General features: G+C 72.0%; 18 protein-coding genes and 1 pseudogene. 11 read left to right on the plus strand and 8 right to left on the minus strand.

All coding sequences use genetic code 11. The annotated features are described in order from the left end of the window. The first annotated feature begins 97 nt into the window (after positions 1-97). A complete protein-coding gene (gene truA / locus ACFYWG_RS16575; RefSeq protein WP_383500900.1) occupies positions 98-952 on the plus strand; it encodes a tRNA pseudouridine(38-40) synthase TruA in 855 nt (284 codons plus the stop codon). Between the two features lie 8 nt (positions 953-960). Here truA and ACFYWG_RS16580 read toward each other — a convergent pair whose 3' ends face one another. Then, on the minus strand, positions 961-1,830 hold the full coding sequence (locus ACFYWG_RS16580) for a hypothetical protein (protein WP_389201903.1): 870 nt from the start codon (positions 1,828-1,830) through the stop codon (positions 961-963). 618 nt (positions 1,831-2,448) lie between these two features. Here ACFYWG_RS16580 and rplM point away from each other — a divergent pair. The 3 genes from rplM to glmM all read left to right on the plus strand — a co-directional run bounded on the left by rplM (position 2,449) and on the right by glmM (position 4,971). After that, positions 2,449-2,892: a 50S ribosomal protein L13 gene (rplM, locus tag ACFYWG_RS16585; RefSeq protein ID WP_010036634.1), complete on the plus strand. Its 444-nt coding sequence runs from the start codon at positions 2,449-2,451 to the stop codon at positions 2,890-2,892. Positions 2,893-2,934: 42 nt separating this feature from the next. Further along, positions 2,935-3,447: a 30S ribosomal protein S9 gene (gene rpsI, locus ACFYWG_RS16590; protein WP_389201906.1), complete on the plus strand. Its 513-nt coding sequence runs from the start codon at positions 2,935-2,937 to the stop codon at positions 3,445-3,447. A gap of 165 nt (positions 3,448-3,612) precedes the next feature. After that, the gene (glmM, locus tag ACFYWG_RS16595; RefSeq protein ID WP_383500891.1) at positions 3,613-4,971 is read left to right on the plus strand and encodes a phosphoglucosamine mutase; all 1,359 of its coding nucleotides are present in this window, start codon (positions 3,613-3,615) and stop codon (positions 4,969-4,971) included. Positions 4,972-5,115: 144 nt separating this feature from the next. On the opposite strand, the gene ACFYWG_RS16600 is transcribed toward glmM, so the two are convergent. The 6 genes and pseudogenes from ACFYWG_RS16600 to ACFYWG_RS16625 form a co-directional block, all read right to left on the minus strand. Further along, a complete protein-coding gene (locus ACFYWG_RS16600) occupies positions 5,116-6,048 on the minus strand; it encodes a DUF389 domain-containing protein (protein ID WP_385419849.1) in 933 nt (310 codons plus the stop codon). A gap of 48 nt (positions 6,049-6,096) precedes the next feature. After that, positions 6,097-7,065: a type I pantothenate kinase gene (gene coaA / locus ACFYWG_RS16605; protein WP_376329289.1), complete on the minus strand. Its 969-nt coding sequence runs from the start codon at positions 7,063-7,065 to the stop codon at positions 6,097-6,099. Between the two features lie 190 nt (positions 7,066-7,255). Continuing rightward, positions 7,256-7,594: a hypothetical protein gene (locus tag ACFYWG_RS16610; RefSeq protein WP_389201909.1), complete on the minus strand. Its 339-nt coding sequence runs from the start codon at positions 7,592-7,594 to the stop codon at positions 7,256-7,258. 233 nt (positions 7,595-7,827) lie between these two features. Beyond that, positions 7,828-7,971, minus strand: a pseudogene (locus ACFYWG_RS16615) (hypothetical protein); the annotation flags it as partial. Positions 7,972-8,015: 44 nt separating this feature from the next. Continuing rightward, entirely contained in the window at positions 8,016-8,681 is a 666-nt protein-coding gene (locus tag ACFYWG_RS16620) for a hypothetical protein (protein ID WP_383500882.1), read from the minus strand. 2 nt (positions 8,682-8,683) lie between these two features. Next, positions 8,684-13,642 carry an RICIN domain-containing protein gene (locus tag ACFYWG_RS16625; protein WP_389201911.1) on the minus strand — a complete coding sequence of 1,653 codons (4,959 nt, stop codon included), beginning with the start codon at positions 13,640-13,642 and terminating at the stop codon, positions 8,684-8,686. Between the two features lie 479 nt (positions 13,643-14,121). Between ACFYWG_RS16625 and glmS the strand changes: the two genes are divergently transcribed. Continuing rightward, entirely contained in the window at positions 14,122-15,969 is a 1,848-nt protein-coding gene (gene glmS, locus ACFYWG_RS16630; RefSeq protein WP_383500876.1) for a glutamine--fructose-6-phosphate transaminase (isomerizing), read from the plus strand. 240 nt (positions 15,970-16,209) lie between these two features. Then, positions 16,210-16,581, plus strand: coding sequence for a holo-ACP synthase (locus ACFYWG_RS16635; protein ID WP_376329301.1), 372 nt, complete (start codon positions 16,210-16,212; stop codon positions 16,579-16,581). Positions 16,582-16,593: 12 nt separating this feature from the next. On the opposite strand, the gene ACFYWG_RS16640 is transcribed toward ACFYWG_RS16635, so the two are convergent. Continuing rightward, entirely contained in the window at positions 16,594-16,866 is a 273-nt protein-coding gene (locus ACFYWG_RS16640; RefSeq protein WP_383500873.1) for a hypothetical protein, read from the minus strand. A 145-nt stretch (positions 16,867-17,011) separates the two neighbouring features. On the opposite strand from ACFYWG_RS16640, the gene ACFYWG_RS16645 reads away from it, so the two are divergent. The 5 genes from ACFYWG_RS16645 to ACFYWG_RS16665 all read left to right on the plus strand — a co-directional run bounded on the left by ACFYWG_RS16645 (position 17,012) and on the right by ACFYWG_RS16665 (position 22,402). Beyond that, complete coding sequence (locus ACFYWG_RS16645) at positions 17,012-18,451, plus strand: NAD(P)H-hydrate dehydratase (RefSeq protein ID WP_383500870.1); 1,440 nt, start codon at positions 17,012-17,014, stop codon at positions 18,449-18,451. 534 nt (positions 18,452-18,985) lie between these two features. Then, positions 18,986-20,155 carry an alanine racemase gene (gene alr / locus ACFYWG_RS16650; protein ID WP_376329310.1) on the plus strand — a complete coding sequence of 390 codons (1,170 nt, stop codon included), beginning with the start codon at positions 18,986-18,988 and terminating at the stop codon, positions 20,153-20,155. 171 nt (positions 20,156-20,326) lie between these two features. Continuing rightward, positions 20,327-21,583: an alpha/beta fold hydrolase gene (locus ACFYWG_RS16655; protein WP_389201915.1), complete on the plus strand. Its 1,257-nt coding sequence runs from the start codon at positions 20,327-20,329 to the stop codon at positions 21,581-21,583. After that, the gene (gene tsaE, locus ACFYWG_RS16660; protein WP_376329316.1) at positions 21,552-22,070 is read left to right on the plus strand and encodes a tRNA (adenosine(37)-N6)-threonylcarbamoyltransferase complex ATPase subunit type 1 TsaE; all 519 of its coding nucleotides are present in this window, start codon (positions 21,552-21,554) and stop codon (positions 22,068-22,070) included. Before ACFYWG_RS16655 ends, tsaE begins: the two co-directional genes overlap by 32 nt. A gap of 164 nt (positions 22,071-22,234) precedes the next feature. Further along, positions 22,235-22,402, plus strand: a complete 168-nt coding sequence (locus tag ACFYWG_RS16665) for a hypothetical protein (protein WP_376329319.1) — start codon at positions 22,235-22,237, stop codon at positions 22,400-22,402. Positions 22,403-22,523 lie beyond the last annotated feature (121 nt).

Genomic DNA, 22,523 nt, shown 5'->3' on the forward strand with positions numbered 1-22,523 from the left:
GCTCTTCGCGCAGTTCCCCGCGCCCCTCAAGGGCGTTGCGGGTCCGTTCCTTTCGAGGGGCGGGCCCGCTTTTTTTCGGTGGTGAGAGGATCTCGGGGTGAGTGACGAAGTAGAGGCCGGGTTCGTCCGGGTGCGGCTGGATCTCTCCTATGACGGGAGCGAGTTCTCCGGGTGGGCCAAGCAGGCCGGGGGACGGCGGACCGTGCAGGGCGAGATCGAGGACGCCCTGCGGACCGTGACGCGGTCGGCGCAGACCTACGAACTGACCGTCGCCGGACGCACCGACGCCGGCGTGCACGCGCGCGGGCAGGTCGCCCACGTCGATCTGCCGCGCGAGGTGTGGGCCGAGCACCACCAGAAGCTGCTCAAGCGGCTCGCCGGGCGGCTGCCCCGGGACGTCCGGGTCTGGGCCCTGCGCGAGGCGCCCGCGGGGTTCAATGCCCGCTTCTCGGCGATCTGGCGGCGCTATGCCTACCGGGTCACCGACAACCCCGGCGGTGTCGACCCGCTGCTGCGCAACCATGTGCTGTGGCACGACTGGCCGTTGGACGTGGACGCCATGAACGAGGCCGCGCGCGGACTGCTCGGCGAGCACGACTTCGCCGCGTACTGCAAGAAGCGCGAGGGCGCCACCACCATCCGCACCCTTCAGGAACTGAGCCTGGTGCGGGGGGAGGACGGCATCGTCACCGCGACCGTGCGCGCCGACGCGTTCTGCCACAACATGGTGCGCTCGCTCATCGGCGCGCTGCTGTTCGTCGGTGACGGGCACCGGCCGGCCGACTGGCCGGGCAAGGTGCTGGCGGCCGGCGTGCGCGACTCGGCCGTGCACGTGGTCCGGCCGCACGGGCTGACCCTGGAGGAAGTCGGCTACCCGGCCGACGAGTTGCTCGCCGCGCGCAGCAAGGAGGCGCGCAACAAGCGGTCGCTGCCGACGGCCGGGTGCTGCTGAGCCCCCGGCTACTCGTTCGCCGCGGCCGACGCCTGGGCCTCGCCGCGGCGGCGGATCTGATTGAACGTGAACTGCTGCAGGTCGTCGCTGGTGCGGAACACCGCGGTGTCCTTGGTGGTGACGTCCTTGCCGTCGGCGAAGCCCGAGTTGGCGAAGTAGGCGTACCGGCCGTAGGAGTTGGTCGTCGTGTTGCAGATGGCGGACTCGCAGAAGCCCTTCACGCCGCCGCCCGACAGCGACTTGACGAAGCTCTTCTTGTCGGCCTGGTCCTTGGCCTTGAGCGCCTGCGCCTCGGTGTCGAAGACCGCCACGCCCATCGTCACGGCGATGCCGTCCTTGACGTAGGTCACGCGTATCAGGCGCGTGCAGCCGTTGGCGGTGAGGGCCTTGGGGAGGGTGCCGCCCGCGGCCGAGGCGCAGTTCCTCGTGTCGGCGGTGGGGCCCTTCTTGTAGACGGTCTCGCCCATCGTCAGCTGGGTGCCGGGGAAGAGCGTCTCCGGGCTGAGCGGCGCCTTGTCCTTCTTGGCGCTGGCGATGAACTCCTTGGGATCCAGCGGGGGCGGGGCGCTGGTCGGGGCGAACGACGGGGCCGAGGACGTGCCGCTGGGGATGTCCGCCGACGGCAGGGAGGCCGGGCTGTTCGCCCGGTCGTCGCCGTCGGCCGAGACCACGGCCACCGCGACGGCCGTGCCGATCGCGACGGTGGCGAGCGCGCCACCGCCGATCAGCAGCAGGCGGCGGCGTTTGTTACGGGCCTCCGAGGCCTCGGCGAGCGCCGCCCAGTCGGGGGACTGGCCGCCCCCGGCGTTCCAGGGCTGCTGCGACTGCGGTTTCCAAGGGTCCCACTGGGACTGAGGTCCCCCCTGCCCAATGCTCATGGGCCGCATCTTAGACGGGACATGGGGTGTGCTGGTCCGCCCGGACCGGCCGCGCAGCGCCTGGCGTCGGGGCCGGGCGCAGGGGCAAACACGACATCTGCGGGTGGTTGGGGCGGCTGCTGCCGGCCGTGCCGCTGCCGGCCTGCCTGCCGTCGTGGACGTCGCTCGGCGCAGGGGTGTGGCCATCGGTCGTGGTGGGAGCGGTGCGGGCGCTGCGCCGGCCGCGCGGGGGGCCGCTCCGCGGCGGGGTGGTGTCCCGCCGTGGGGGTCGATGTCCCGCTCTCCCCGGTGGTCCCGTACGCACGTCCGGTGCGCCGCCGGACGGTGAGACGGGCGGTGACCGTGTGTGTCGCGCTGTGCACGGACGAGGAGCGTCCGGGGGAGCGTGGGGGCGCGGTGAGGGCCGCGTTTTGACCCTTGTGGAGTGCACCGGTATTCTGCTTGTTCGTTGTGTATTGGCTTGCTCATTCTCACGGGACGGGCCCTTACACCGGTCCACCGGGCCGATGACCAGCGACCCCACGTACGCGGTATGCGTCGCCGCAGTGCGGTCCAGGCTGTCGTGATCGTTTCGGTGACCAGTTATGGACCATTCACTCGAAGCGAAGGCTACGAACCGTGCGTACGTACAGCCCCAAGCCCGGCGATGTGACGCGCCAGTGGCACGTCATCGACGCTCAGGACGTTGTCCTGGGCCGTCTCGCCACCACCGCCGCGACGCTCCTGCGCGGCAAGCACAAGCCGATCTACGCCCCCCACGTCGACGCTGGTGACTTCGTCATCATCATCAACGCGGACAAGGTGCACCTGTCCGGCAACAAGCGGACCCAGAAGATGGCGTACCGCCACTCCGGCTACCCGGGTGGTCTGCGCTCCGTCCGCTACGACGAGCTGCTCGACAAGAACCCCGAGAAGGCCATCGAGAAGGCCGTCAAGGGCATGCTCCCCAAGAACACGCTGGGCCGTCAGATGCTCTCGAAGCTGAAGGTCTACAAGGGTGACCAGCACCCGCACGGCGCGCAGCAGCCGCAGCCGTACGAGATCACCCAGGTCGCGCAGTAAGTCCGGCCACCCCCTAAGACTGAAGAGAATCTGAGGAGAATCGTGGCCGAGACCACTGCCGAGCAGCCGCTCGAAGAGCTTGACATCGACAGCTACACCACGGAGTCGGACGTCCCCGTCGAGGGCGAGTACACCTCCGAGTCCCTCGCGTCCCGTTTCGGTGAGCCCCAGCCGGCCGCCGGCCTGGGCCGCCGCAAGAACGCCATCGCCCGCGTCCGGATCGTCCCGGGCACCGGCAAGTGGAAGATCAACGGTCGCACCCTCGAGGACTACTTCCCGAACAAGGTGCACCAGCAGGAAGTCAACGAGCCGTTCAAGGTCCTCGAGCTCGAGGGCCGCTACGACGTCATCGCCCGCATCGCCGGTGGCGGTGTCTCCGGCCAGGCCGGTGCCCTCCGTCTCGGTGTCGCCCGCGCCCTGAACGAGGCCGACGTCGACAACAACCGCGGCCCGCTGAAGAAGGCCGGCTTCCTCCGCCGCGACGACCGTGCGGTCGAGCGCAAGAAGGCCGGTCTGAAGAAGGCCCGCAAGGCTCCGCAGTACAGCAAGCGCTAAACGCGACGCCCGTCCTCGCGACTGGCTTCGCCTCGATCGCCCCGGCGGCACGGTTGTGCTGCCGGGGCGGTTCGTTTACACAACCCCTACCGGTCCCGGACAGTCTCGGGGAAGGTACGCGGGAATGTGAGCCGCATTCCCTTCAGCACTACGGAGGACACCACTGTGGGACGACTCTTCGGCACGGACGGCGTGCGCGGTGTCGCCAACGCGGATCTGACGGCGGAGATGGCCCTGGGCCTGTCCGTGGCCGCGGCGCACGTACTGGCCGAGGCGGGCACGTTCGAGGGGCACCGGCCCACCGCTGTCGTCGGGCGTGACCCGCGCGCGTCCGGGGAGTTCCTGGAGGCCGCCGTGGTCGCGGGTCTCGCCAGCGCCGGTGTGGACGTCCTGCGCGTCGGTGTGCTGCCGACGCCCGCAGTGGCGTTCCTGACCGGGGAGCTCGGCGCCGACCTCGGGGTGATGCTCTCCGCGAGCCACAACGCCATGCCCGACAACGGCATCAAGTTCTTCGCCCGCGGCGGGCACAAGCTCGCCGACGAGCTGGAGGACCGGATCGAGTCCGTCTACGAGGAGCACCGCACCGGCGCCCCCTGGGACCGGCCGACCGGCGCCGGGGTGGGCCGGGTGCGCGAGTACGGCGAGGGCTTCGACCGGTACGTCGAGCACCTGCTGGGTGTCCTGCCGAACCGCCTGGAAGGGCTGAAGGTCGTCCTGGACGAGGCGCACGGCGCCGCCGCCCGGGTCTCGCCGGAGGCGTTCCAGCGGGCCGGCGCCGAGGTCGTCACCATCGGGGCCGAGCCGGACGGCCTCAACATCAACGACGGGTGCGGTTCGACGCACCTCGACAAGCTCAAGGCCGCCGTCGTCGAGCACGGGGCGGACCTGGGCATCGCGCACGACGGCGACGCCGACCGGTGCCTCGCCGTGGACCACACCGGCGAGGAGGTGGACGGGGACCAGATCCTCGCCGTGCTCGCGCTGGCGATGCGGGAGCGGTCCACGCTGCGCTCCGAGACCGTCGTGGCGACCGTCATGTCCAACCTGGGCTTCAAGCTGGCGATGGAGCGCGAGGGCATCCGGCTGGTGCAGACGGCCGTCGGTGACCGGTACGTGCTGGAGGAGATGAAGGAGCACGGGTTCGCCCTCGGCGGCGAGCAGTCCGGGCACGTGATCATCCTCGACCACGCGACGACCGGTGACGGCACGCTGACCGGGCTGATGCTGGCGGCCCGGGTCGCCGGCAGCGGTCGCCCCCTGCGGGAGCTGGCCTCCGTCATGGAGCGGCTGCCGCAGGTGCTGATCAATGTGCCGGACGTCGACCGGTCCCGGGTGAAGACCTCGGCGGAGCTGTCGGCCGCCGTCTCCGACGCGGAGCGGGAGCTGGGGTCGACCGGGCGGGTGCTGCTGCGGCCGTCGGGGACGGAGCCGCTGGTACGGGTGATGGTCGAGGCGGCCGACATCGAGCAGGCGCGCTCCGTGGCGGGGCGGCTGGCCGATGTGGTGAAGTCGGCGCTGGGGTAGTCGCCGCCCCGGTGCTCGCGGGCCGGACGGGTTCGGGTGAGGGCTGCCGTCGCCCGCGGGCTCGCGGTCCGTCGTGGCTTGTCGCGCAGTTCCCCGCGCCCCTTCGCGTTGCCGCTGGGGGGCGGGTCCCTGGGAGCGGTGTCCCTACGGCACGGTCCTGTGCTGCCGGGACCACAGGCCCTTCTGGATCAGCAGGGTGAGCGTGCCGGCGACGATGATGCCCAGCAGGTTCAGCAGGAGCTGCTCCGAGGAGCCCCGGGTCTGGGACATGTCGCCGTAGCTCAGCGCCACCGCCGCGTTCGCCGCCGCCGGGATCGTGGTCACCGAGATGGCCACGCCCACCAGGGCGCCCGACTTCGCCGAGGTCAGCGACAGCGTGCCGGCGATCCCGGCCAGGACCGCCACGACGAAGGAGAACCAGTCGGGGGCGTAGATGAAGCCCGTGTTGGGGCGGTCCGCCTCCAGCTGGGCCTCGCTGAACAGGCCCACGGCGTCCATGAACAGACTGAAGCCGACCGTCACGGCCATCGCCGCCACGAAACCGACCAGCAGCGCGATCAGTGAGCGCAGGGCCAGGCGCGGGCGGCGGCGGACGATCGCCGTGCTGATGCCGGCGAGGGGGCCGAACTCGGGGCCGACCGCCATCGCGCCGACGATCAGGATCGCGTTGTCCAGGACCACACCGCAGGCCGCGATCATCGTGGCGAGCGTGATGAAGGCCAGGTAGGTGGCGGAGAGGGTCGACTCCTCGTGGGTGGCCTCGGTCAGCTGCTCCCACAGCACGGCGTCCGCGCCCTCGCCGGGGGCGTCGGCCTCGGCGCGGTCGGCGCGGTCGGAAAGCGACAGGTCGATCGACTCGACGGCGATGGAACCGCTGGTGTCGATGCCCAGCCTCCGCAGCCCGGCCAGCAGCTCGTCGCCCGCCTCCCGCGCCACGTCGCACATCACGACGTCCCCGGAGGGATCGCGGGCGGCGTCGGGCAGGACGACGAGATGGGCGGTGCCGACCGTCCCTTCGACCAGCCTGAGCACCTCACCGGTCCGGTCGGACGGCGAGATCAGGCGCAGATGCAGCATGGCTCCCATGCAGCCACCCTTCCCCGGAGGACGCGCTTTGCGCAGAGGTCACAGTTTGCGCAGGCTGAGCCGCTGCACCGTGTGGTCCGGGCCCTTGCGCAGAACGAGGGTGGCACGACCGCGGGTCGGAGCGATGTTCTCCACCAGATTGGGCCGGTTGATCGTGCGCCACATCGTCCGCGCGTAGTCCAGGGCCTCCTCCTCCGAGACCTGCGTGTACTTGCGGAAGTAGGAGGACGGGTTCTGGAACGCCGTCCCGCGCAGCTTGCGGAAGCGGTTGAGGTACCAGTGCTCGATGTCCTCGACGCGGGCGTCGACGTAGACGCTGAAGTCGAAGTAGTCGGCGAGGCCGACACGGGTTCGGCCGTCCTTGCCGGGCAGGGCGGGCTGGAGGACGTTCAGGCCCTCGACGATCAGGATGTCCGGGCGGCGCACGGTGAGGCGCTCGTCGGGGACGATGTCGTAGATCAGGTGGGAGTAGACGGGCGCGGTGACCTCGTCCTTGCCGGCCTTGATGTCGGCGACGAACCGGGTCAGGGCGCGGCGGTCGTACGACTCGGGGAAGCCCTTGCGGGACATCAGGCCGCGGGCCTGGAGCTCCTTGGTGGGCAGCAGGAAGCCGTCGGTGGTGACCAGCTCGACGCGGGGGTGCTCGGGCCAGCGGGAGAGCAGGGCCTGCAGCAGGCGGGCGACGGTGGACTTGCCGACGGCGACCGATCCGGCGACTCCTATGACGAACGGGGTGCCCGCCTGGGAGCCCTTCTCGCCGAGGAAGGTGTTCAGCGCCCCGCGCAGGCCGTCCGTGGCACCGACGTAGAGGTTGAGGAGCCGGGACAGCGGCAGGTAGATGTCCCGGACCTCGTCGAGGTCGATGACATCGCCGAGACCGCGCAGCTTCTCGACCTCCTCGGCCGTGAGCGGCAGCGGCGTCTTGTCACGCAGCGCGCTCCACTCGGCTCGGGTGAGATCGACGTAGGGAGTCGCCTCCGGACGGGGCCGGTGGGCGCTCCGGGGCATCGGGGAGACCGGAGAGATCACAGTCCATTGTTAACGCTGTTTGAACACGCTGGGAGGTGGGGTGTGTCACCCCGGCGCAAGTTCCGCAGTCGGTGCACACGGCCCGGCCGACGTTCTCGCGGACTTGAGGGCGTGTACGGCAGTGGGGGCGCCCCTTGTGGGAGGGGGCGCCCCCAGCGCTCTCCTTGTGTCAGTCGACGCTGCCGTACTCGATGGGGAAGTCCGGAGGCCAGGGCTGGCCGAAGTCGAACAGGGACGGGTCCTCGAACGTGCGGGCCGCTTCTCGCCAGGAGGGGTTGGCCGACAGGACGAAGCTGTCTCCGTCCGGTTCGATCATCCAGGTGAAGCCCGCGTCCCCCGCTTGGAGGTCATGCCGCTCCTTCAGCGTCGCGAACTCCGCCTCCGACGCCGGCCGGACATGGATCCCCTTCGGGTAGATGGGCTTGAGGAGCATGAGCTCCACATGGCCGAAGTACACCTCGACCCGGGTGTCCGTTCCGTCGACGGCGGTGGCGTCGCTGCGCAGCAACAGCTGCCTGTGTGACGCCGCGAAGCTGACCACTCGGAACAGGCGTCCCTTACTTGCGAAATCCGGCAATCTCTCGATTCTTCCTGTCCTCGGGATCTTCGGGTCACTGGGCCCAGTCCGGCTTCGGCATGTCCTTGACGAGGCTCGGCGCCTTGTCACCGGGCTTGGCGAAGTACCAGTCGACGGCGTCGAAGTCCCGGCGGCCGAGAAGCACCTTCAGGCGCAGCGTCCAGGGCTTCCGCCGCGGTCTTCGCGTCCGGGGCACCGTCCAGTGAGATGCTGAGCTTCACCGAGGGATTGTCCAGCGCCCTCTCGACTCCGTTCGTCGTTGCCCTGACGGCGACCGCCCGCGCTTCAGGACGTGGAGCGGGCGGCACGGAGGGAGGAGGTGCTCCCCCTCCCTCCGCAGGTCACGCCGCCGTCACGGCTGGTGATTGAGGTCCTCTGTCACCAGGGACCGCGCGTGGCCCAGTCGGTTCCCGAGCGTGACCAGCACGTCGACCGTCCGGTCGTCGACAGGCAACTGACTCGCCTTCAAGGCGCGCAGGACCATCCTGTATCCGAGATCGGCATCCGCATGGACGGTCACCTGTTCCAGGGCCGGGACGAGGTTCGGCAACGGGAGTGGGTAGACCCGATTTCCGACGGTGGTGGCCAGGTCGCCGGAGACCCTCCCGATGGCTCGGAGCACGCCCTGCTGCACCTCCTTGTCCGTCTCCTGCGCGACCGGATCCGGGACGAACCCGGGAATGTCGCGGCGCTCGGCCTCGAGCCAGGCCTGTTCCATCTGCCGCAGCCATGCACGGGCGGTGGAGCCGCCCTTGACCGGGTCGAAGACCTGGTCAGTGGCGCCGAGCCATACCGTGCGGATCGTCGCGTCCGAAAGCGAGGACTCCAACAACAGCCGTATGTCCTGCCCCAGCCGTAGGGCTGCCGGACGAGACAGAGCCGTCACCGACCGCTCGGCAACCAGCAGCATGGCCGCGACGGGCCCGTGCTCGGCGAGGCAGTCGAGTTCCTCCACGGGAAGGTCCTCCAGGTCGTCGCACTGCGCGGCCACCCAGGACAGCCCGGTCTCGTCCTTCATCGTCAGCTCTCCAGGTAGGCGGTGTAGACGACGTACTTGCTGGGCTTGTGCTGCTTGCCCACGTACTTCAGCTTGAGGATCACGGTCGTACCGGCGGCCACTCCCTGGGGACCGTTTCTCACCCACTTCTGACCGAGTGAGTCACCCATGTCCCGGACTGTCCACCTGATCGTCTTCAGGTCGCGGTCCGGGACGAAGCCGATCTTCTTTCCGATCCTCTGCGCTTGCTGAATCTTCCAGGACTCGAGCTCGTCCGCCTTGCCGGCCTGCTTGACCCATGCGGTCATGGCCTTGTCGACGGCCTCCGCCGCAATCGCTTCACTGGTCCACCGAGTGGCGATTCCGTTCTTCGACTTCTCAGCCTTCTCCGCCATGGCCCTGTCGTTGGGACGCACGTGGTCACGCAGCGTATGAGCCTCCTCGAGCCCTTCGTCGGCGATGATGTTCGTGCAGTTGTGGACGAGAACGTCCCGTTGCCGTGCCTGTCCTGTGCCGACGAAGAAGGTGTGTGCGCCGTCGACCGTCAGGTCGTACACCTGGCGGGGAGCGAGGCCCGTCCGGTGGCGGAGGCCGGTGACCGTGAGGAGTTCGCCGTCCGGCGTGCGCAGCCGGTCACCTGGGCGCAGGTCGGACACCTGCGTCCAGCCGCGCTGCTCGGTCCAGAAGCGATGACCCGCGGTGCTCGTCAGCCTTCCGCCGGCGACGTGGATGTCCACCAGGCTTCGGGTGGCGTGTTCGAACACATCGAGCACCGGCTCGGGGACCGGCCGGCGGGACTCCTGCTCCTCGGCGAGAACGAGGTCACCGACGCGTACGTCGCGGATCGGCTTACGGGAGCCATCAGCCATCAGCACCCGGGTGCCGCCGGGGAAGCTGTTGATCCTGCAGGCCGTGACCACGTCCTCGTAGCCGTTGATCGTGCTCTCGATCCTGGAGAGAGTCGCAGGGTCCAGATCGAGCGTTCGCAGCGCCTTGAAGGCGTCACGTACTCCGACTCCGGTGTGCATGGCGGCATTCAGCGCGTCGATCGCTTCTGCGAGCTTGCCGAAAGCCTTACCGGGGATGAAGTTGCTCGCGGCCCAGGCACAACCACTGGCGCTGCCGTGCCAGCAGTCGACGAAGTCCTGAACGAGAACGGCCTTGAGGAGCTTGTAGACGACGGTCTGCTGGATGAGGTCCAGCTTGCTGAACGACCGGGTCACGTCCTTGTGGAGACCGGTGAAGGGCTTCCTCTCGAGGAGCACGGTGTTCGAGGCGGGACAGCCGGAAGCGGTGGCCGGCACATCGGGGTCGGTGCACAGGAAGAAGTCGACCGTCACGTTGAACGTGACCTTGAAGGTGACGGTGCAGCCCTCGAAGCCGATCTGGATGACACAGTCGTTCTTCTGCTCGGCGTCGGTGACCTCGACGGTGTCCTCGTCGACGACGTACCAGGTGCCGCCGATGCCGGTTCCGGCGCCGCTGGAGACCTGCTGGTTCGCCTGCTTGCGTTCCGCCGACTCCGCTGCCGCCTGTGCCTCTTCGGCGTACTTCTGGGCGTCCTTCGCCGCCTCCTCGGCCTCCGTGGCCGCCGTGTCGGCGCGGTCGGCTGCTGCTCGGGCGTCCTTGGCCGCCTGTTCGGCTTCCGAGGCGGCCGTGCGGGCGGCTTCGGCGTCGAGGGCCGCCTGGTCCGCCGAGTCGCGGGCGTCCTTGGCGTGGTTCTCGGCACGGCCGGCCGCCTTGTCGGCGGCTTCGGCGTCCTCGGTGGCCTTGCGGTTGTACTCGACGGTGCGGGCCAGGGACGCGGCTGCCTTGGACGCGGCCTTGGCGGCGTCCGCGGCGTAGCCGAGGGCCTCCTTGGCGTAGGTGCGCGCGGTGGCGGCGTGCCCGGCCGCGTTGGCCGCGTGCTGGTAGGCGGCCTTCGCGTCGCCCTGCGCCTGGTCGGCGAGGTTCTTGGCCGCGGAGGCCTCCGCCGCCGCGTTCTTGGCGTGGGCGTCGGCGACGGACTGCTGCCGTTCGGCGATCGACTTCGACGCCTGGCCCGTCAGGACCACCAGCCCGGCGGCCGAGTCCTTGTCGACGTACGGGGAGCCGAGCTGGATCGCGTCGTTGGCCGGCTTGGCGACCTGCGCGGCGGCCTTGCCGGCGTCGACGGCGGCCTGGGCGGTGACGTGCGCGAAGCCCGCGGCCTTCGCGGCGGCGGCCAGGGCCTTGCCGGCTTCCTTGTTCGCCTGGTCCGCCTGGGACTTGGCCGTCTTGGCCTGCTTCTCCGCCTCGTCGGCCATCTCCACGGCCGTCCTGGCCTCGGCGGAGGCGTGCTGCGAGGCCTTGATGGCGTCGGCGGCGGCGCTCGTCGCGGTCTTCACCGCGGCGTCCGACTTCAGCTTCGCGGCCTGCGCGGCATCGGCGTGGGCGCGGGAGCGCTTGGCCGCCGCCTCCGCCCGGGTGGCCGCAGCGTCCGCGTCCGCCGCCGCCTTGGTCGCGGCGTCCGCTTCGGAGCGGGCCTTGCCGGCAGCGGTCTCGGCGTCCGTGGCGTGCTTGTCCGCCGCGTCGGCCGCCGCCCGGGCCTCCTGGGCGTTGCTGTCGGACTCGTGCGCCTGGGCGTACGCCTCCTTCGCGTCCGCCTTGGCGCGGGCGGCGTCGGCCTTCTGCTCGGCGTCCCACGCGTCGTCGCGCAGGTCGCGCGCCTTGTCGCGGGCCTTGACCGCCGCGTTCTTCTTCTCGACCGCCGTGCCCTCGGCCGTCTCCGCCTTGTCCTTGGCGTCCTTGGCCTTGGTGGCCTCGGATTCGGCGTTCTTCCTGTGCTGGGCGGCCTCGGCCTGCTTGGCCGCCGCCGTCTTCTTCTCCGCCTCGGCCGTCTTCTCCTCGGCCTCGGCCGCCAGGCGCTTGGCGTGGGCCTCGGCGGCGGCCGCCTTGGCCTGTCCCTCGGCCTTCACCGCGTCGGCGAGCTTGGCCTCCGCCGTCTCCTTGTCCTTCTTGGCGTTGTCGCGGTGCACCTTCGCCGCGTCCGCGGCGGCCTTCGCCTGCGACTCGGCCATCGCCGCGGCGGCCTTGCGGAACTCGGCCTTCGACTGGGCCGCCTGCGCCAGCGCGCGCTGCGCGATGGTCGCGCTGTCCCCCGCGGAGGCGCGGGTGGCCGCCTCGGCGGTCTCGCCGGCCTTCACCAGCGCTTCCAGGGCCGCCGCCGCGCCCTTGGTGACCTGCGCCTTCTGCTGACCCACCAGCAGACCGCGGCCCCGCGGGGCGCCGTTGCCGTCCGCGATCGTGTAGGCGGCCTGCTCGGCGGTGTCGCTGGTGGTGGCTGCCTTCTTCGCCGCCGCGGCCTGCGCCTTGAGGACGGTGAGCTGTGCCTTGGCATCCGCCTGGGCGTCAGCCACCCCCTTCTTGGCCTTGTCGAACTGAGCCTTCGGCGGAACCGTCCCGCTGCTGCCGCTCGGCTTGACGACGAACTTCTGCGGGTCGGTGTCGGTGCACGTCCACAGCCGTGCGTTCTGGCTGTTGTCGAACTTGCCGAAGTCCACGCACTTGCGCGTACCTGTGTTCCTCAGGCCGGTGGTCGCGCGGACGTTGTACTCCCAGGTCTGCGCCGGGGAACTGCTGCACGTCCAGATCTGGATCTTCGTGCCGTCGGCGGAGTTGTTGCCCGACACGTCCAGACACTTCTGGGAGTTGACGTTACGCAGGTGGAGGCCCGCGTCGTCACCGTGGAGCTGCCACTTCTGTGCCGCTGAGCCGTTGCAGGTGTAGATCTGGACCGGCGTGCCGTTGTCCTTCTTCGCGCCTTCGACGTCGAGGCACTTGCCCTTGGCCGCCTGCACCTCGATGACGGCCGGCTTGTCGCCGATCGCGCCGACGCCGCCCGGTGACCAGTAGTCCTGCCAGCGTGCGAGACGGTCGGCGATCCACGAGTGGCCGAGCAGCTCGCCCAGGGCCTTGGCACCACCGGCCAGGGCCTTGGTGGCGTCCTCGTTGGCGTCGAGGATCTGGTTCCGCTGCGTGGCCTGCGAGGAGATCTCCTGCTGCCACTCGGTCGCGGCGGTGCCCGTGAGGCCGCCCAGCACCTTGCCGGGGTCGATCGGGTCACGCCATGCGCACGCCGCGAATCGGGACTTCAGGTCCTCGACCGCGATGCGGAACTCGGCCGTGCCGGGCTGCGGGGCGGTGCGGGGAAAGCCGCCGGAGGCGAGGAAGAGCCGGGCGTTGTCCGCTCCCGTGGGTTCCAGGGACCAGTCGGACAGGTGCGTGAACGCGTCCCGCTCGGCGAGTGCCCGGTTCCACTCGTCGGAGGGGAGCGCGGGATCCGGGTCCTGGCCGTACAGAGGCGTGCCGATGTCCTTGACCGCCTTGACGGTCTTGTCGTCGGCCTTCGGCGTGGAGTCCTCGTAGAAATCGGCGTCGTTCTTCCAGAACCGGTCGGCGATCCACTTGGTCAGGCCGGTCTGGGCGTAGAAGTCGTCCTCACCGTCCTTGCTGCCGGGCGGCCACGCGAAACCGGTGACGGTGAAACCGGCCGGGTTGGTCAGCCCCGCGAGCGGCTTCTGCCAGCCGTCCCGCAGGGCGTGGATCGACGTCAGCTCCTTGCCGGCGGAGTCCCGGTCCTTTCCGTAGGCCACGGCGAGCGGGGTCTGCTCCCAGTGCTGCCGGTCGGCCAGGGCGTGCAGCTTGTCCGGTGGCTGGTTGAGGCCGTCCTGCGCGACGGTGGCCATGGCCGGCCCTCCGAGCCGCAGGACGTCCGTCATCAGGCACTGGTCCTGACGCAGTCGTTCCGCGGCGGTGTCCTCGTTCCAGTCGTACGAGTCGGCCACCGGGGCGGCGTCCCTCGCGGTCGGCCGGTCGAACGGGTCCGGCGCCGCGGCCAGGCCCGCGACGATCGAGGCGGCGACGGTGACGGGCACCAGGCGGCCGAGGAACCGAACGGGCCGGAGGTGTGGTCTGCGGGGTGGGCTCGAAGCCCTGGGGGGTCTGGAGCGCAAGGCGCGCATCCCTTCGACTGGCGGTGTCGGGACCGGGATGCGCCGTCGGTGCCGGAGGCGGCCGAAGCCGCCCGACGCGGGACACACGGGTACGGGGTCTGGACGCTGCGCTTGCCGGGCCCCCGCTGCGGCGACGTCGTTCCCCCGGTCGCCGTATGGTCATGCGCGGTCCGAATGGGTCAGATTCGAACTGGCGCGGCGCAACTATAGGCATAGTTGGATGAGTTGAGGCAGGGGCGATCTGTGGTGCCGGGGCGGTGGCGCGAAACCGCCTGTGGCGCCGAGGTGCTCATCAGTGGCCCCGAGCCTCGCAGTTGCGGAGTTTTTGTGTGCTCCCTGTGGAGGGCGTCACCCGGGGCGACAGGCCGCGCCCTTCAGGATTGACCGATAGTCACCCCACGGTGTGGCGTCCCGGATCGCCGATCGATTTCCGAAATCGGGCACGCAAAGCCCTGTTCCGCCCCCGGATCGAGCCTAAGCTGCCGCCCATGTGTGGAATCGTGGGATACGTGGGGCCGCAGTCCGCGCTCGAGGTCGTGATGGCCGGGCTCAGGCGGCTGGAGTACCGGGGTTACGACTCCGCCGGGGTCGCCGTGCTGGCCGACGGCGGGCTGGCGACGGCCAAGAAGGCCGGGAAGCTGCTGAACCTGGAGAAGGAGCTGGACGGCAGGCCGCTGCCGGCGGGGCCGACGGGCATCGGGCACACCCGTTGGGCCACTCACGGCGGTCCGACCGACGAGAACGCGCATCCGCACATCGACAACGCGGGACGCGTCGCGGTCGTGCACAACGGCATCATCGAGAACTTCGCCGCGCTGCGGGCCGAACTGCAGGAGCGCGGTCACGAGCTGTCCTCCGAGACGGACACCGAGGTCGTGGCGCACCTGCTCGCCGAGGAGTTCTCCTCCTGCGCGGACCTCGCCGAGGCGATGCGGCTGGTGTGCCGGCGGCTGGAAGGGGCGTTCACGCTGGTCGCCGTGCACGCGGACGAGCCCGACGTGGTGGTGGGCGCGCGGCGCAACTCGCCCCTGGTCGTCGGGGTCGGCGAGGGCGAGGCCTTCCTCGCCTCGGACGTCGCCGCGTTCATCGAGCACACCCGCTCCGCGATCGAGCTGGGGCAGGACCAGGTCGTGGAGCTGCGCCGGGACGGCGTGGTGGTCACGGGCTTCGACGGCCACCCCGCCGAGGTGCGCTCGTACCACGTCGACTGGGACGCCTCGGCCGCCGAGAAGGGCGGCTACGACTACTTCATGCTCAAGGAGATCGCCGAGCAGCCCAAGGCGGTCGCCGACACGCTGCTGGGCCGCATCGACGGCTCCGGTTCGCTCACGCTGGACGAGGTGCGGATCCCGCCGCGGGTGCTGCGCGAGATCGACAAGGTCGTCATCGTGGCCTGCGGCACGGCCTTCCACGCCGGGATGATCGCCAAGTACGCCATCGAGCACTGGACGCGGATCCCGTGCGAGGTGGAGCTCGCCAGCGAGTTCCGCTACCGGGACCCGATCCTGGACGCCCAGACCCTGGTCGTCGCCATCTCCCAGTCCGGCGAGACCATGGACACCCTCATGGCGCTGCGGCACGCCCGCGAGCAGGGCTCCAAGGTGCTGGCGATCTGCAACACCAACGGCTCGACGATCCCGCGCGAGTCCGACGCGGTGCTGTACACGCACGCCGGGCCGGAGGTGGCCGTCGCCTCGACGAAGGCGTTCCTGACCCAGCTCGTCGCCTGCTACCTGGTCGCCCTCTACCTCGGCCAGGTGCGCGGCACCAAGTGGGGCGACGAGATCCGGGCGGTGATCCGCGACCTGTCCTCCATCTCCGGTGCGGTCGAGCGGGTGCTCGGGACCATGGAGCCGGTGCGCGAGCTGGCCCGCACGCTGGCCTCGAAGAACACGGTGCTGTTCCTCGGGCGCCACGTGGGCTACCCGGTGGCGCTGGAGGGCGCGCTGAAGCTCAAGGAGCTGGCGTACATGCACGCCGAGGGCTTCGCGGCCGGGGAGCTGAAGCACGGGCCGATCGCGCTGATCGAGGAGGACCTGCCGGTGGTCGTGGTCGTGCCGTCGCCGCGCGGGCGGTCGGTGCTGCACGACAAGATCGTGTCCAACATCCAGGAGATCCGCGCCCGGGGCGCGCGCACCATCGTGATCGCCGAGGAGGGCGACGAGGCGGTGGTGCCGTACGCGGACCACCTCATCAGCGTCCCGGTCACGCCGACCCTGCTGCAACCGCTCGTGACGACGGTCCCGTTGCAGGTGTTCGCCTGCGAGCTGGCGACGGCCCGGGGCAACGAGGTGGACCAGCCGCGCAACCTGGCGAAGTCCGTGACGGTGGAGTAGTGGAGTAGTGGAGTAACGGCGCGAGCAGGGGTGAGGGCGGCGGGCGGGCTGCGCCGTTCGTCCCGCCCCCTTCCTCCGCCCTGGCGGGCCTTGGCGTCGCCGCGGACGCCGCCGCGCTTGCCCGTGCCGCGGACACCGAGGGCCGTCGCCGACTTCTCCGGCGCGGGGCGGACGCCGGCGCGTCCGGCCCGGCCGGTGCGGCGGCGCCCGGGTGACCGGGCGGACCGTAGGGTGCTGCGCATGAGCATCATCGGGGTCGGCATCGACGTTGCCGAGATCGACCGGTTCGCGGCGTCCCTGGAGCGCACGCCCGCGCTGGCCCAGCGGCTCTTCGTCGAGCAGGAGTTGCTGCTGCCCAGCGGGGAGCGTCGCGGCGCGGCCTCCCTCGCGGCGCGCTTCGCCGCCAAGGAGGCCCTCGCCAAAGCGCTCGGCGCGCCGGCCGGACTGCTGTGGACCGACGCCGAGGTGGTCGTCGAGGACAGCGGCCGGCCCCGGTTGCGGGTGAGCGGAACGGTCGCGGCCCGCGCCGCCGAACTGGGCGTGCGCTCCTGGCATGTGTCGCTCAGTCACGACGCGGGCGTCGCCTCGGCCGTGGTGATCGCCGAGGGGTGAGCCCCTCGCCTCCTACGACATCCCCCAGAGCAGCACGACCGTCCCGAGGAGGCCCGCCGCGCCCAGTGCCGTACCGGCTGCCGCGGGCCACGGGCGGCCCGTGCCCGTGCGGGCGTGGTGCAGGCCCATCAGCCCGAACGTCACCGCGAGCCCGCCCGCCAGGACGGTCCAGGGGACGAGGAGGAACCACGTGCCCACGGCCGCGAAGGCGCCGAGGACCAGGGCCGTGGGGCCCAGGGCGGTGGCGGGGCTGTCGGTGTCACCGGGCGCTGTCGAGCTGGTCATGTCTCGCTTCCCCCTTTTTTGAACGAGTTCAAAACCCGGTTCGAGCATACGCCTGGGGGACGGCCCTGCGTCAATCGGCCCGACACGGACGCGTGCGCGGGGCGGGCGGGGAGTGGCCAGGGGGGTGTGCGGGAAACTCGACCGCATGCGTACTGCGTACAGCGTGGAGACGGTCAGGAACGCCGAACGGCAGCTGATGGCGCGGCTGCCGGAGGGGGCGCTGATGCAACGCGCCGCCGCCGGGCTCGCCGCGGCCTGCGCCGACCTGCTGGGCCGGGTGTACGGGAGCCGGATCGTGCTGCTGGTCGGCAGCGGGGACAACGGGGGTGACGCGCTGTTCGCCGGGGCCCGGCTGGCCCGGCGCGGAGCAGGCGTCACGGCGGTGCTGCTCGCGCCCGGCCGGGCGCACGCGGCGGGGCTGGCGGCCCTGCGGCGGGCCGGGGGGCGGACGGTGGCGGCCGACGGCTCGGCACGGGCCGAGGAACTGGTCGAACGGGCCGATCTGGTCGTCGACGGCATCGTGGGGATCGGCGGCACGGGCGGGCTGCGGCCGGAGGCGGTGCCGCTGGCGGCCGCGGCGCTGCGCTCGCGCGGCGCCGTCGTCGCCGTCGACCTGCCGAGCGGCGTGGACGTCGCCACGGGGGAGGTGCGGGGCGTGGCGGTCCGGGCCGACCTGACGGTGACGTTCGGGACGCACAAGCCCGGGCTGCTGATCGACCCGGCGCGCGCGTACGCGGGTTCGGTGCGGCTGGTCGACATCGGGCTGGAGCTACCGGCCGAGCCGGAGCTGGAGGCGTTGCAGCACGCGGACGTGGCGCGGCTGCTGCCGGTGCCGGGGGCCGAGAGCGACAAGTACCGCCGGGGTGTCGTCGGGATCGCCGCCGGGTCGGCGCGCTACCCGGGGGCCGCGGTGCTGGCCGTCTCGGGGGCGTTGCGCGGCGGGGCCGGGGCGGTGCGGTACGTCGGGCCGGCCGGGGACGCGGTCCTCGCGCGGTTCCCCGAGACGCTCGTGTCGGACCGGGGGCCGAAGCACGCGGGGCGGGTGCAGGCCTGGGTGGTCGGGCCCGGGGCCGGGGACGACGCGGCGACGGTGGCGGAGGTGCTGGCGGCGGACGTGCCGGTACTGATCGACGCGGACGGACTGCGGCTCGCGGACGCCGGGGCCGTACGGGAGCGCCGGGCGCCGACCCTGATGACCCCGCATGCCGGGGAGGCGGCGGCCCTGCTCGGTGTGGAGCGCCGGGAGGTCGAGGAGGGACGGCTGGGCGCGGTGCGGGAGCTGGCCCGACGCTACGGGGCGACCGTGCTGCTCAAGGGCTCCACCACGCTGGTGGCCGACGCCGGGGGCGGGCCGGTACGGGTGAACGCGACCGGGACGGGCTGGCTGGCCACCGCCGGGAGCGGGGACGTGCTGTCCGGCCTGGCCGGATCGCTGCTGGCGGCGGGCCTGACGGCGAGGGACGCGGCGAGTGCCGGGGCGTACGTGCACGGCCTGGCCGGACGGCTGGCGGCGGACGGGGCACCGGTGGGAGCGCACGACGTGGCCGACACGATCCCGGAGGCCTGGCGCAACGTGAGGGGCTGACCGGGACGCGGGGCGGACGTCCGACGCCGGCGTCGGGGCGGGGGCGGGGGCGTGGCATGGGTGCCGGCCGGAGCCGCGCGCTCCTCGCCCTGCCGCCGGCGTCGGCCGCCGACTGCGGGACCCGGACCGCCCGGCGTCCGGCGCCCGGGGATCGGTTGCGGTGGCGAGACCGCTGCACCCAGGCCCGTGGGTGTCCCGGGGTGCATGCGGCAGGCTTCCGGCGTCGTCCGTCCCGCTTTGCCCCTCCCGGCTCAGGCCAGGTCCCTGGGGCGCCGGCCCGGAGGCCGCCCGGCGTCGTGGCGCGTGACCGCTGCACACACACCCGGCGGCGGCCCGCGGGCACCCCGGCGTCCACGCGGCACGCCTGATGCGTCGTCCGGCCGCGACGGCACCCTGGGGCCCGGGTTCGGTGACAAGCCAGGGCCGTCCCCGCTCAGGCCGGGGACCCGGGGGCGCGCGGCGTCGTGGTGATCTTGGTTCCGTGGGCGGGCCGCTGCCGTCGGGGGTGCGGGGGGCTCTGAGACACTGGGCGCGATGAGCGAGAGAACAGCCCCCCGGACCGCGCCCCTGCGGGCCCGTGCCGAGATCGATCTGGCCGCCCTGCGGGCCAATGTGCGCGCCCTGCGTGCCCACGCGCCCGGCGCGGCCGTGATGACCGTGGTGAAGTCCGAGGCGTACGGCCACGGGGCTGTGCCGTGCGCCCGTGCCGCCCTCGCCGCCGGGGCGACCTGGCTGGGCACCGCCACCCCGGAGGAGGCCCTCGCCCTGCGCGCCGCCGGGCTGCCGGGCCGGATCATGTGCTGGCTGTGGACGCCGGGCGGGCCCTGGCGCGAGGCCGTCGAGGCCGATCTCGACGTGTCCGTCAGCGGCATGTGGGCCCTGCGGGAGGTCACCGAGGCCGCCCGGCACGCCGACCGGCCCGCCCGCGTGCAGCTCAAGGCCGACACCGGGCTCGGCCGCAACGGCTGCCAGCCCGGGGACGACTGGGCCGCACTCGTGCGCGAGGCACGGCGGGCCGAGGCCGAGGGGCTGCTGCGCGTCACGGGACTGTGGTCCCACTTCGCCTGCGCCGACGAGCCCGGGCACCCCTCCATCGCCGCCCAGCTCGGCCTGTTCCGGGAGATGGTCGCCTACGCCGAGGCGCAGGGCGTACGCCCCGAGGTGCGGCACATCGCCAACTCGCCGGCCACGCTCACCCTGCCCGGCAGCCACTTCGACCTGGTGCGCACCGGCATCGCCACCTACGGCATCTCGCCCAGCCCCGAACTGGGCGTCCCGGCCGACTTCGGGCTGCGCCCGGTCATGACGCTGTCCGCCTCGATGGCCCTGGTCAAGCGCGTCCCGGGCGGGCACGGCGTCAGCTACGGCCATCACTACGTCACCCCCGGCGAGACCACCCTCGGGCTCGTCCCGCTCGGATACGCGGACGGCGTCCCGCGCCACGCCTCCTCGGCCGGCCCCGTCCTGGTCGAGGGCAAGTGGCGCACGGTCGCCGGGCGGGTCGCCATGGACCAGTTCGTCGTCGACCTGGGCGGCGACGAGCCCGCCCCGGGCGCCGAGGCGATCCTCTTCGGCCCCGGGGACCGCGGGGAGCCCACCGCCGAGGACTGGGCCCAGGCGGCCGGAACCATCGCCTACGAGATCGTGACCCGGATCGGAACGCGCGTTCCACGCGTCTATGTGAATGAGGAACAGGACGGGTAACTCGCAGAGGAGTCCGTCACCCGCCGAACGACAGCCACCGCTGCACCACGAGAACCAGAAGCGTCACCAGACAGACACCGAGAACACCACAGGCAACCGAAGGCACCACCGGCACGGCGAGCCACCGGCAGCGCGCGCCATCCGAAGCGGCCCGGCGAAGAGGAGCGGTACGTGAGCGAGAGCAGTGCGGAGGCCGTCGTGGACGTCGCCTCCGCGGCCGTCGCGGCCTCCGCCGCGGGGGCGGCGGGAGGCTGGCGCCGGGCGACCGGCATCGCCGGCGTCGCGATAGGCGTGGTGGCCACGGGCGCGGCCGCCGGAGTCGCCCTGGAGCGGATGACGGTCGGCCGCGGGATACGGCAGAAGGCCCGTCTCGCCCTGGACTCGGCGGGGCCGTACGGCTCGCTGCGCGGGATGCCCGGCAAGGCGTTCGCCGACGACGGCACCGAGCTCTACTACGAGGTCGACGACGTCGACCCCGACGCCGCACCGGCCGCCGGCCCGCGCCGCCGCAGGCTCTTCGGCCGCAAGGCCCCCGCCCCCGTCACCGTCGTCTTCAGCCACGGCTACTGCCTGAGCCAGGACTCCTGGCACTTCCAGCGGGCCGCCCTGCGGGGCGTGGTGCGGACCGTGCACTGGGACCAGCGCAGCCACGGCCGGTCCGGGCGCGGCGTCGCGCAGAGCCGGGACGGCGAGCCGGTCACCATCGAGCAGCTCGGCGGCGACCTGAAGGCCGTGATCGACGCGGCCGTGCCCGAGGGGCCGATCGTGCTGGTCGGGCACTCCATGGGCGGGATGACGGTCATGGCGCTGGCCGACCGGTACCCGGAGCTGATCCGCGAGCGGGTCGTCGGGGTCGCCTTCGTGGGGACGTCGTCGGGCCGGCTCGGCGAGGTCAACTACGGGCTTCCGGTGGCCGGCGTGAATGTGGTGCGGCGGGTGCTGCCCGGGGTGCTGAAGGCGCTGGGGCAGCGGGCCGAGCTGGTGGAGAAGGGGCGCCGGGCCACCGCGGACCTCTTCGCCGGGGTCATCAAGCGGTACTCGTTCGCCTCCCGGGACGTCGACCCGGCCGTGGCCCGGTTCGCAGAGCGGATGATCGAGAGCACCCCGATCGACGTGGTCGCCGAGTACTACCCGGCGTTCAACGACCACGACAAGACCGCGGCGCTGGCCCGCTTCACGGACCTGCCGGTGCTCGTGCTGGCCGGCGTGCAGGACCTGGTCACGCCCAGTGAGCACAGCGAGGCCATCGCCGACCTGCTGCCGGACGCGGAACTGGTGCTGGTGCCGGACGCCGGGCACCTGGTGATGCTGGAGCACCCGGAAGTGGTCACCGACCGCCTCGCCGACCTGCTCACCCGCACGGGCGCCGTGCCCGCAGGGGCTACCGTGAAGGGCTATGGAAGCACCAGCACCGCACAACCCGGCTGAGCCCGGGTCCGTCCAGACCGTCGTCACGTCCCCCGAGCAGATGCGTGAGCTGGGCCGCCGGCTCGCGAAACTGCTGCGCGCGGGCGACCTGGTGATGCTGAGCGGGGAGCTCGGGGCGGGCAAGACGACGCTGACCCGGGGGCTGGGCGAGGGGCTCGGCGTGCGCGGGGCCGTCACCTCCCCGACCTTCGTCATCGCCCGCGTGCACCCCTCACTGGGCGACGGCCCGCCCCTCGTCCACGTCGACGCCTACCGGCTCTCCGGCGGGCTGGACGAGATGGAGGACCTGGACCTCGACGTGTCGCTGCCCGAGTCCGTGGTCGTCGTCGAGTGGGGCGAGGGCAAGGTCGAGGAGCTGACCGAGGACCGCCTCCAGGTCGTCATCCACCGCGCGGTGGGCGACACGACCGACGAGGTACGGCAGCTGACCGTCACCGGTGTGGGGGAACGCTGGGCCTCGGCCGACCTGAGCGTGCTCGCCGCCTAGCCACCGCGCGCCGCACGGTCCGGCGGGCGGGTGCGCGCCCTGGGTGAGGGTTCCGACATGACGTCGGCAAGATGTTGCGCTCGGCGTCCCGGGCGTGGTCACATGGTACCCAGCTCGTAGTTAGGTCTACCTAACTTCCGCCCCCGGCGCTTCAGGAGGCGTCCATGTCGGCTACAGAGAGCAAGGGGCGGCCTCTGCCGTTCGCGGTCGCCGGGGTGTCCATGCGCGACCTGCTGGCGGCCGGCGAGGCGGCGGCGCTGATCTCCACACCGCCGCGGGCTCCGGAACCCGGGTTCTCCGAGCCCGCGGACGACCGCCGGGAAGCCGCGTAGCCCGTCCGTCCGGTCCGCGTGCTTGCTCCGGCCGGTCCGCCGTGCGCACGACCGGTACCGAGCACGACCGGTACCGAGCGGGAGCGGTACCGAGCGGTGGCGGTGCCCGGCGGGAGCGGTG

This window comes from Streptomyces sp. NPDC003456 (assembly GCF_042878735.1).
Classification (GTDB): Bacteria; Actinomycetota; Actinomycetes; order Streptomycetales; family Streptomycetaceae; genus Streptomyces.

What these genes read in the sequence shown, in the direction of transcription:
- glmS (WP_383500876.1), top strand. Translation starts at nt 14,122, where the DNA reads ATGTGTGGAATCGTGGGATACGTGGGGCCGCAGTCCGCGCTCGAGGTC.
- ACFYWG_RS16635 (WP_376329301.1), top strand. Translation starts at nt 16,210, where the DNA reads ATGAGCATCATCGGGGTCGGCATCGACGTTGCCGAGATCGACCGGTTC.
- ACFYWG_RS16620 (WP_383500882.1), bottom strand. Translation starts at nt 8,681, where the DNA reads ATGAAGGACGAGACCGGGCTGTCCTGGGTGGCCGCGCAGTGCGACGAC.
- ACFYWG_RS16580 (WP_389201903.1), bottom strand. Translation starts at nt 1,830, where the DNA reads ATGAGCATTGGGCAGGGGGGACCTCAGTCCCAGTGGGACCCTTGGAAA.
- ACFYWG_RS16645 (WP_383500870.1), top strand. Translation starts at nt 17,012, where the DNA reads ATGCGTACTGCGTACAGCGTGGAGACGGTCAGGAACGCCGAACGGCAG.
- ACFYWG_RS16600 (WP_385419849.1), bottom strand. Translation starts at nt 6,048, where the DNA reads ATGCTGCATCTGCGCCTGATCTCGCCGTCCGACCGGACCGGTGAGGTG.
- tsaE (WP_376329316.1), top strand. Translation starts at nt 21,552, where the DNA reads ATGGAAGCACCAGCACCGCACAACCCGGCTGAGCCCGGGTCCGTCCAG.
- alr (WP_376329310.1), top strand. Translation starts at nt 18,986, where the DNA reads ATGAGCGAGAGAACAGCCCCCCGGACCGCGCCCCTGCGGGCCCGTGCC.
- coaA (WP_376329289.1), bottom strand. Translation starts at nt 7,065, where the DNA reads ATGCCCCGGAGCGCCCACCGGCCCCGTCCGGAGGCGACTCCCTACGTC.
- ACFYWG_RS16665 (WP_376329319.1), top strand. Translation starts at nt 22,235, where the DNA reads ATGTCGGCTACAGAGAGCAAGGGGCGGCCTCTGCCGTTCGCGGTCGCC.
- ACFYWG_RS16625 (WP_389201911.1), bottom strand. Translation starts at nt 13,642, where the DNA reads ATGCGCGCCTTGCGCTCCAGACCCCCCAGGGCTTCGAGCCCACCCCGC.
- ACFYWG_RS16640 (WP_383500873.1), bottom strand. Translation starts at nt 16,866, where the DNA reads ATGACCAGCTCGACAGCGCCCGGTGACACCGACAGCCCCGCCACCGCC.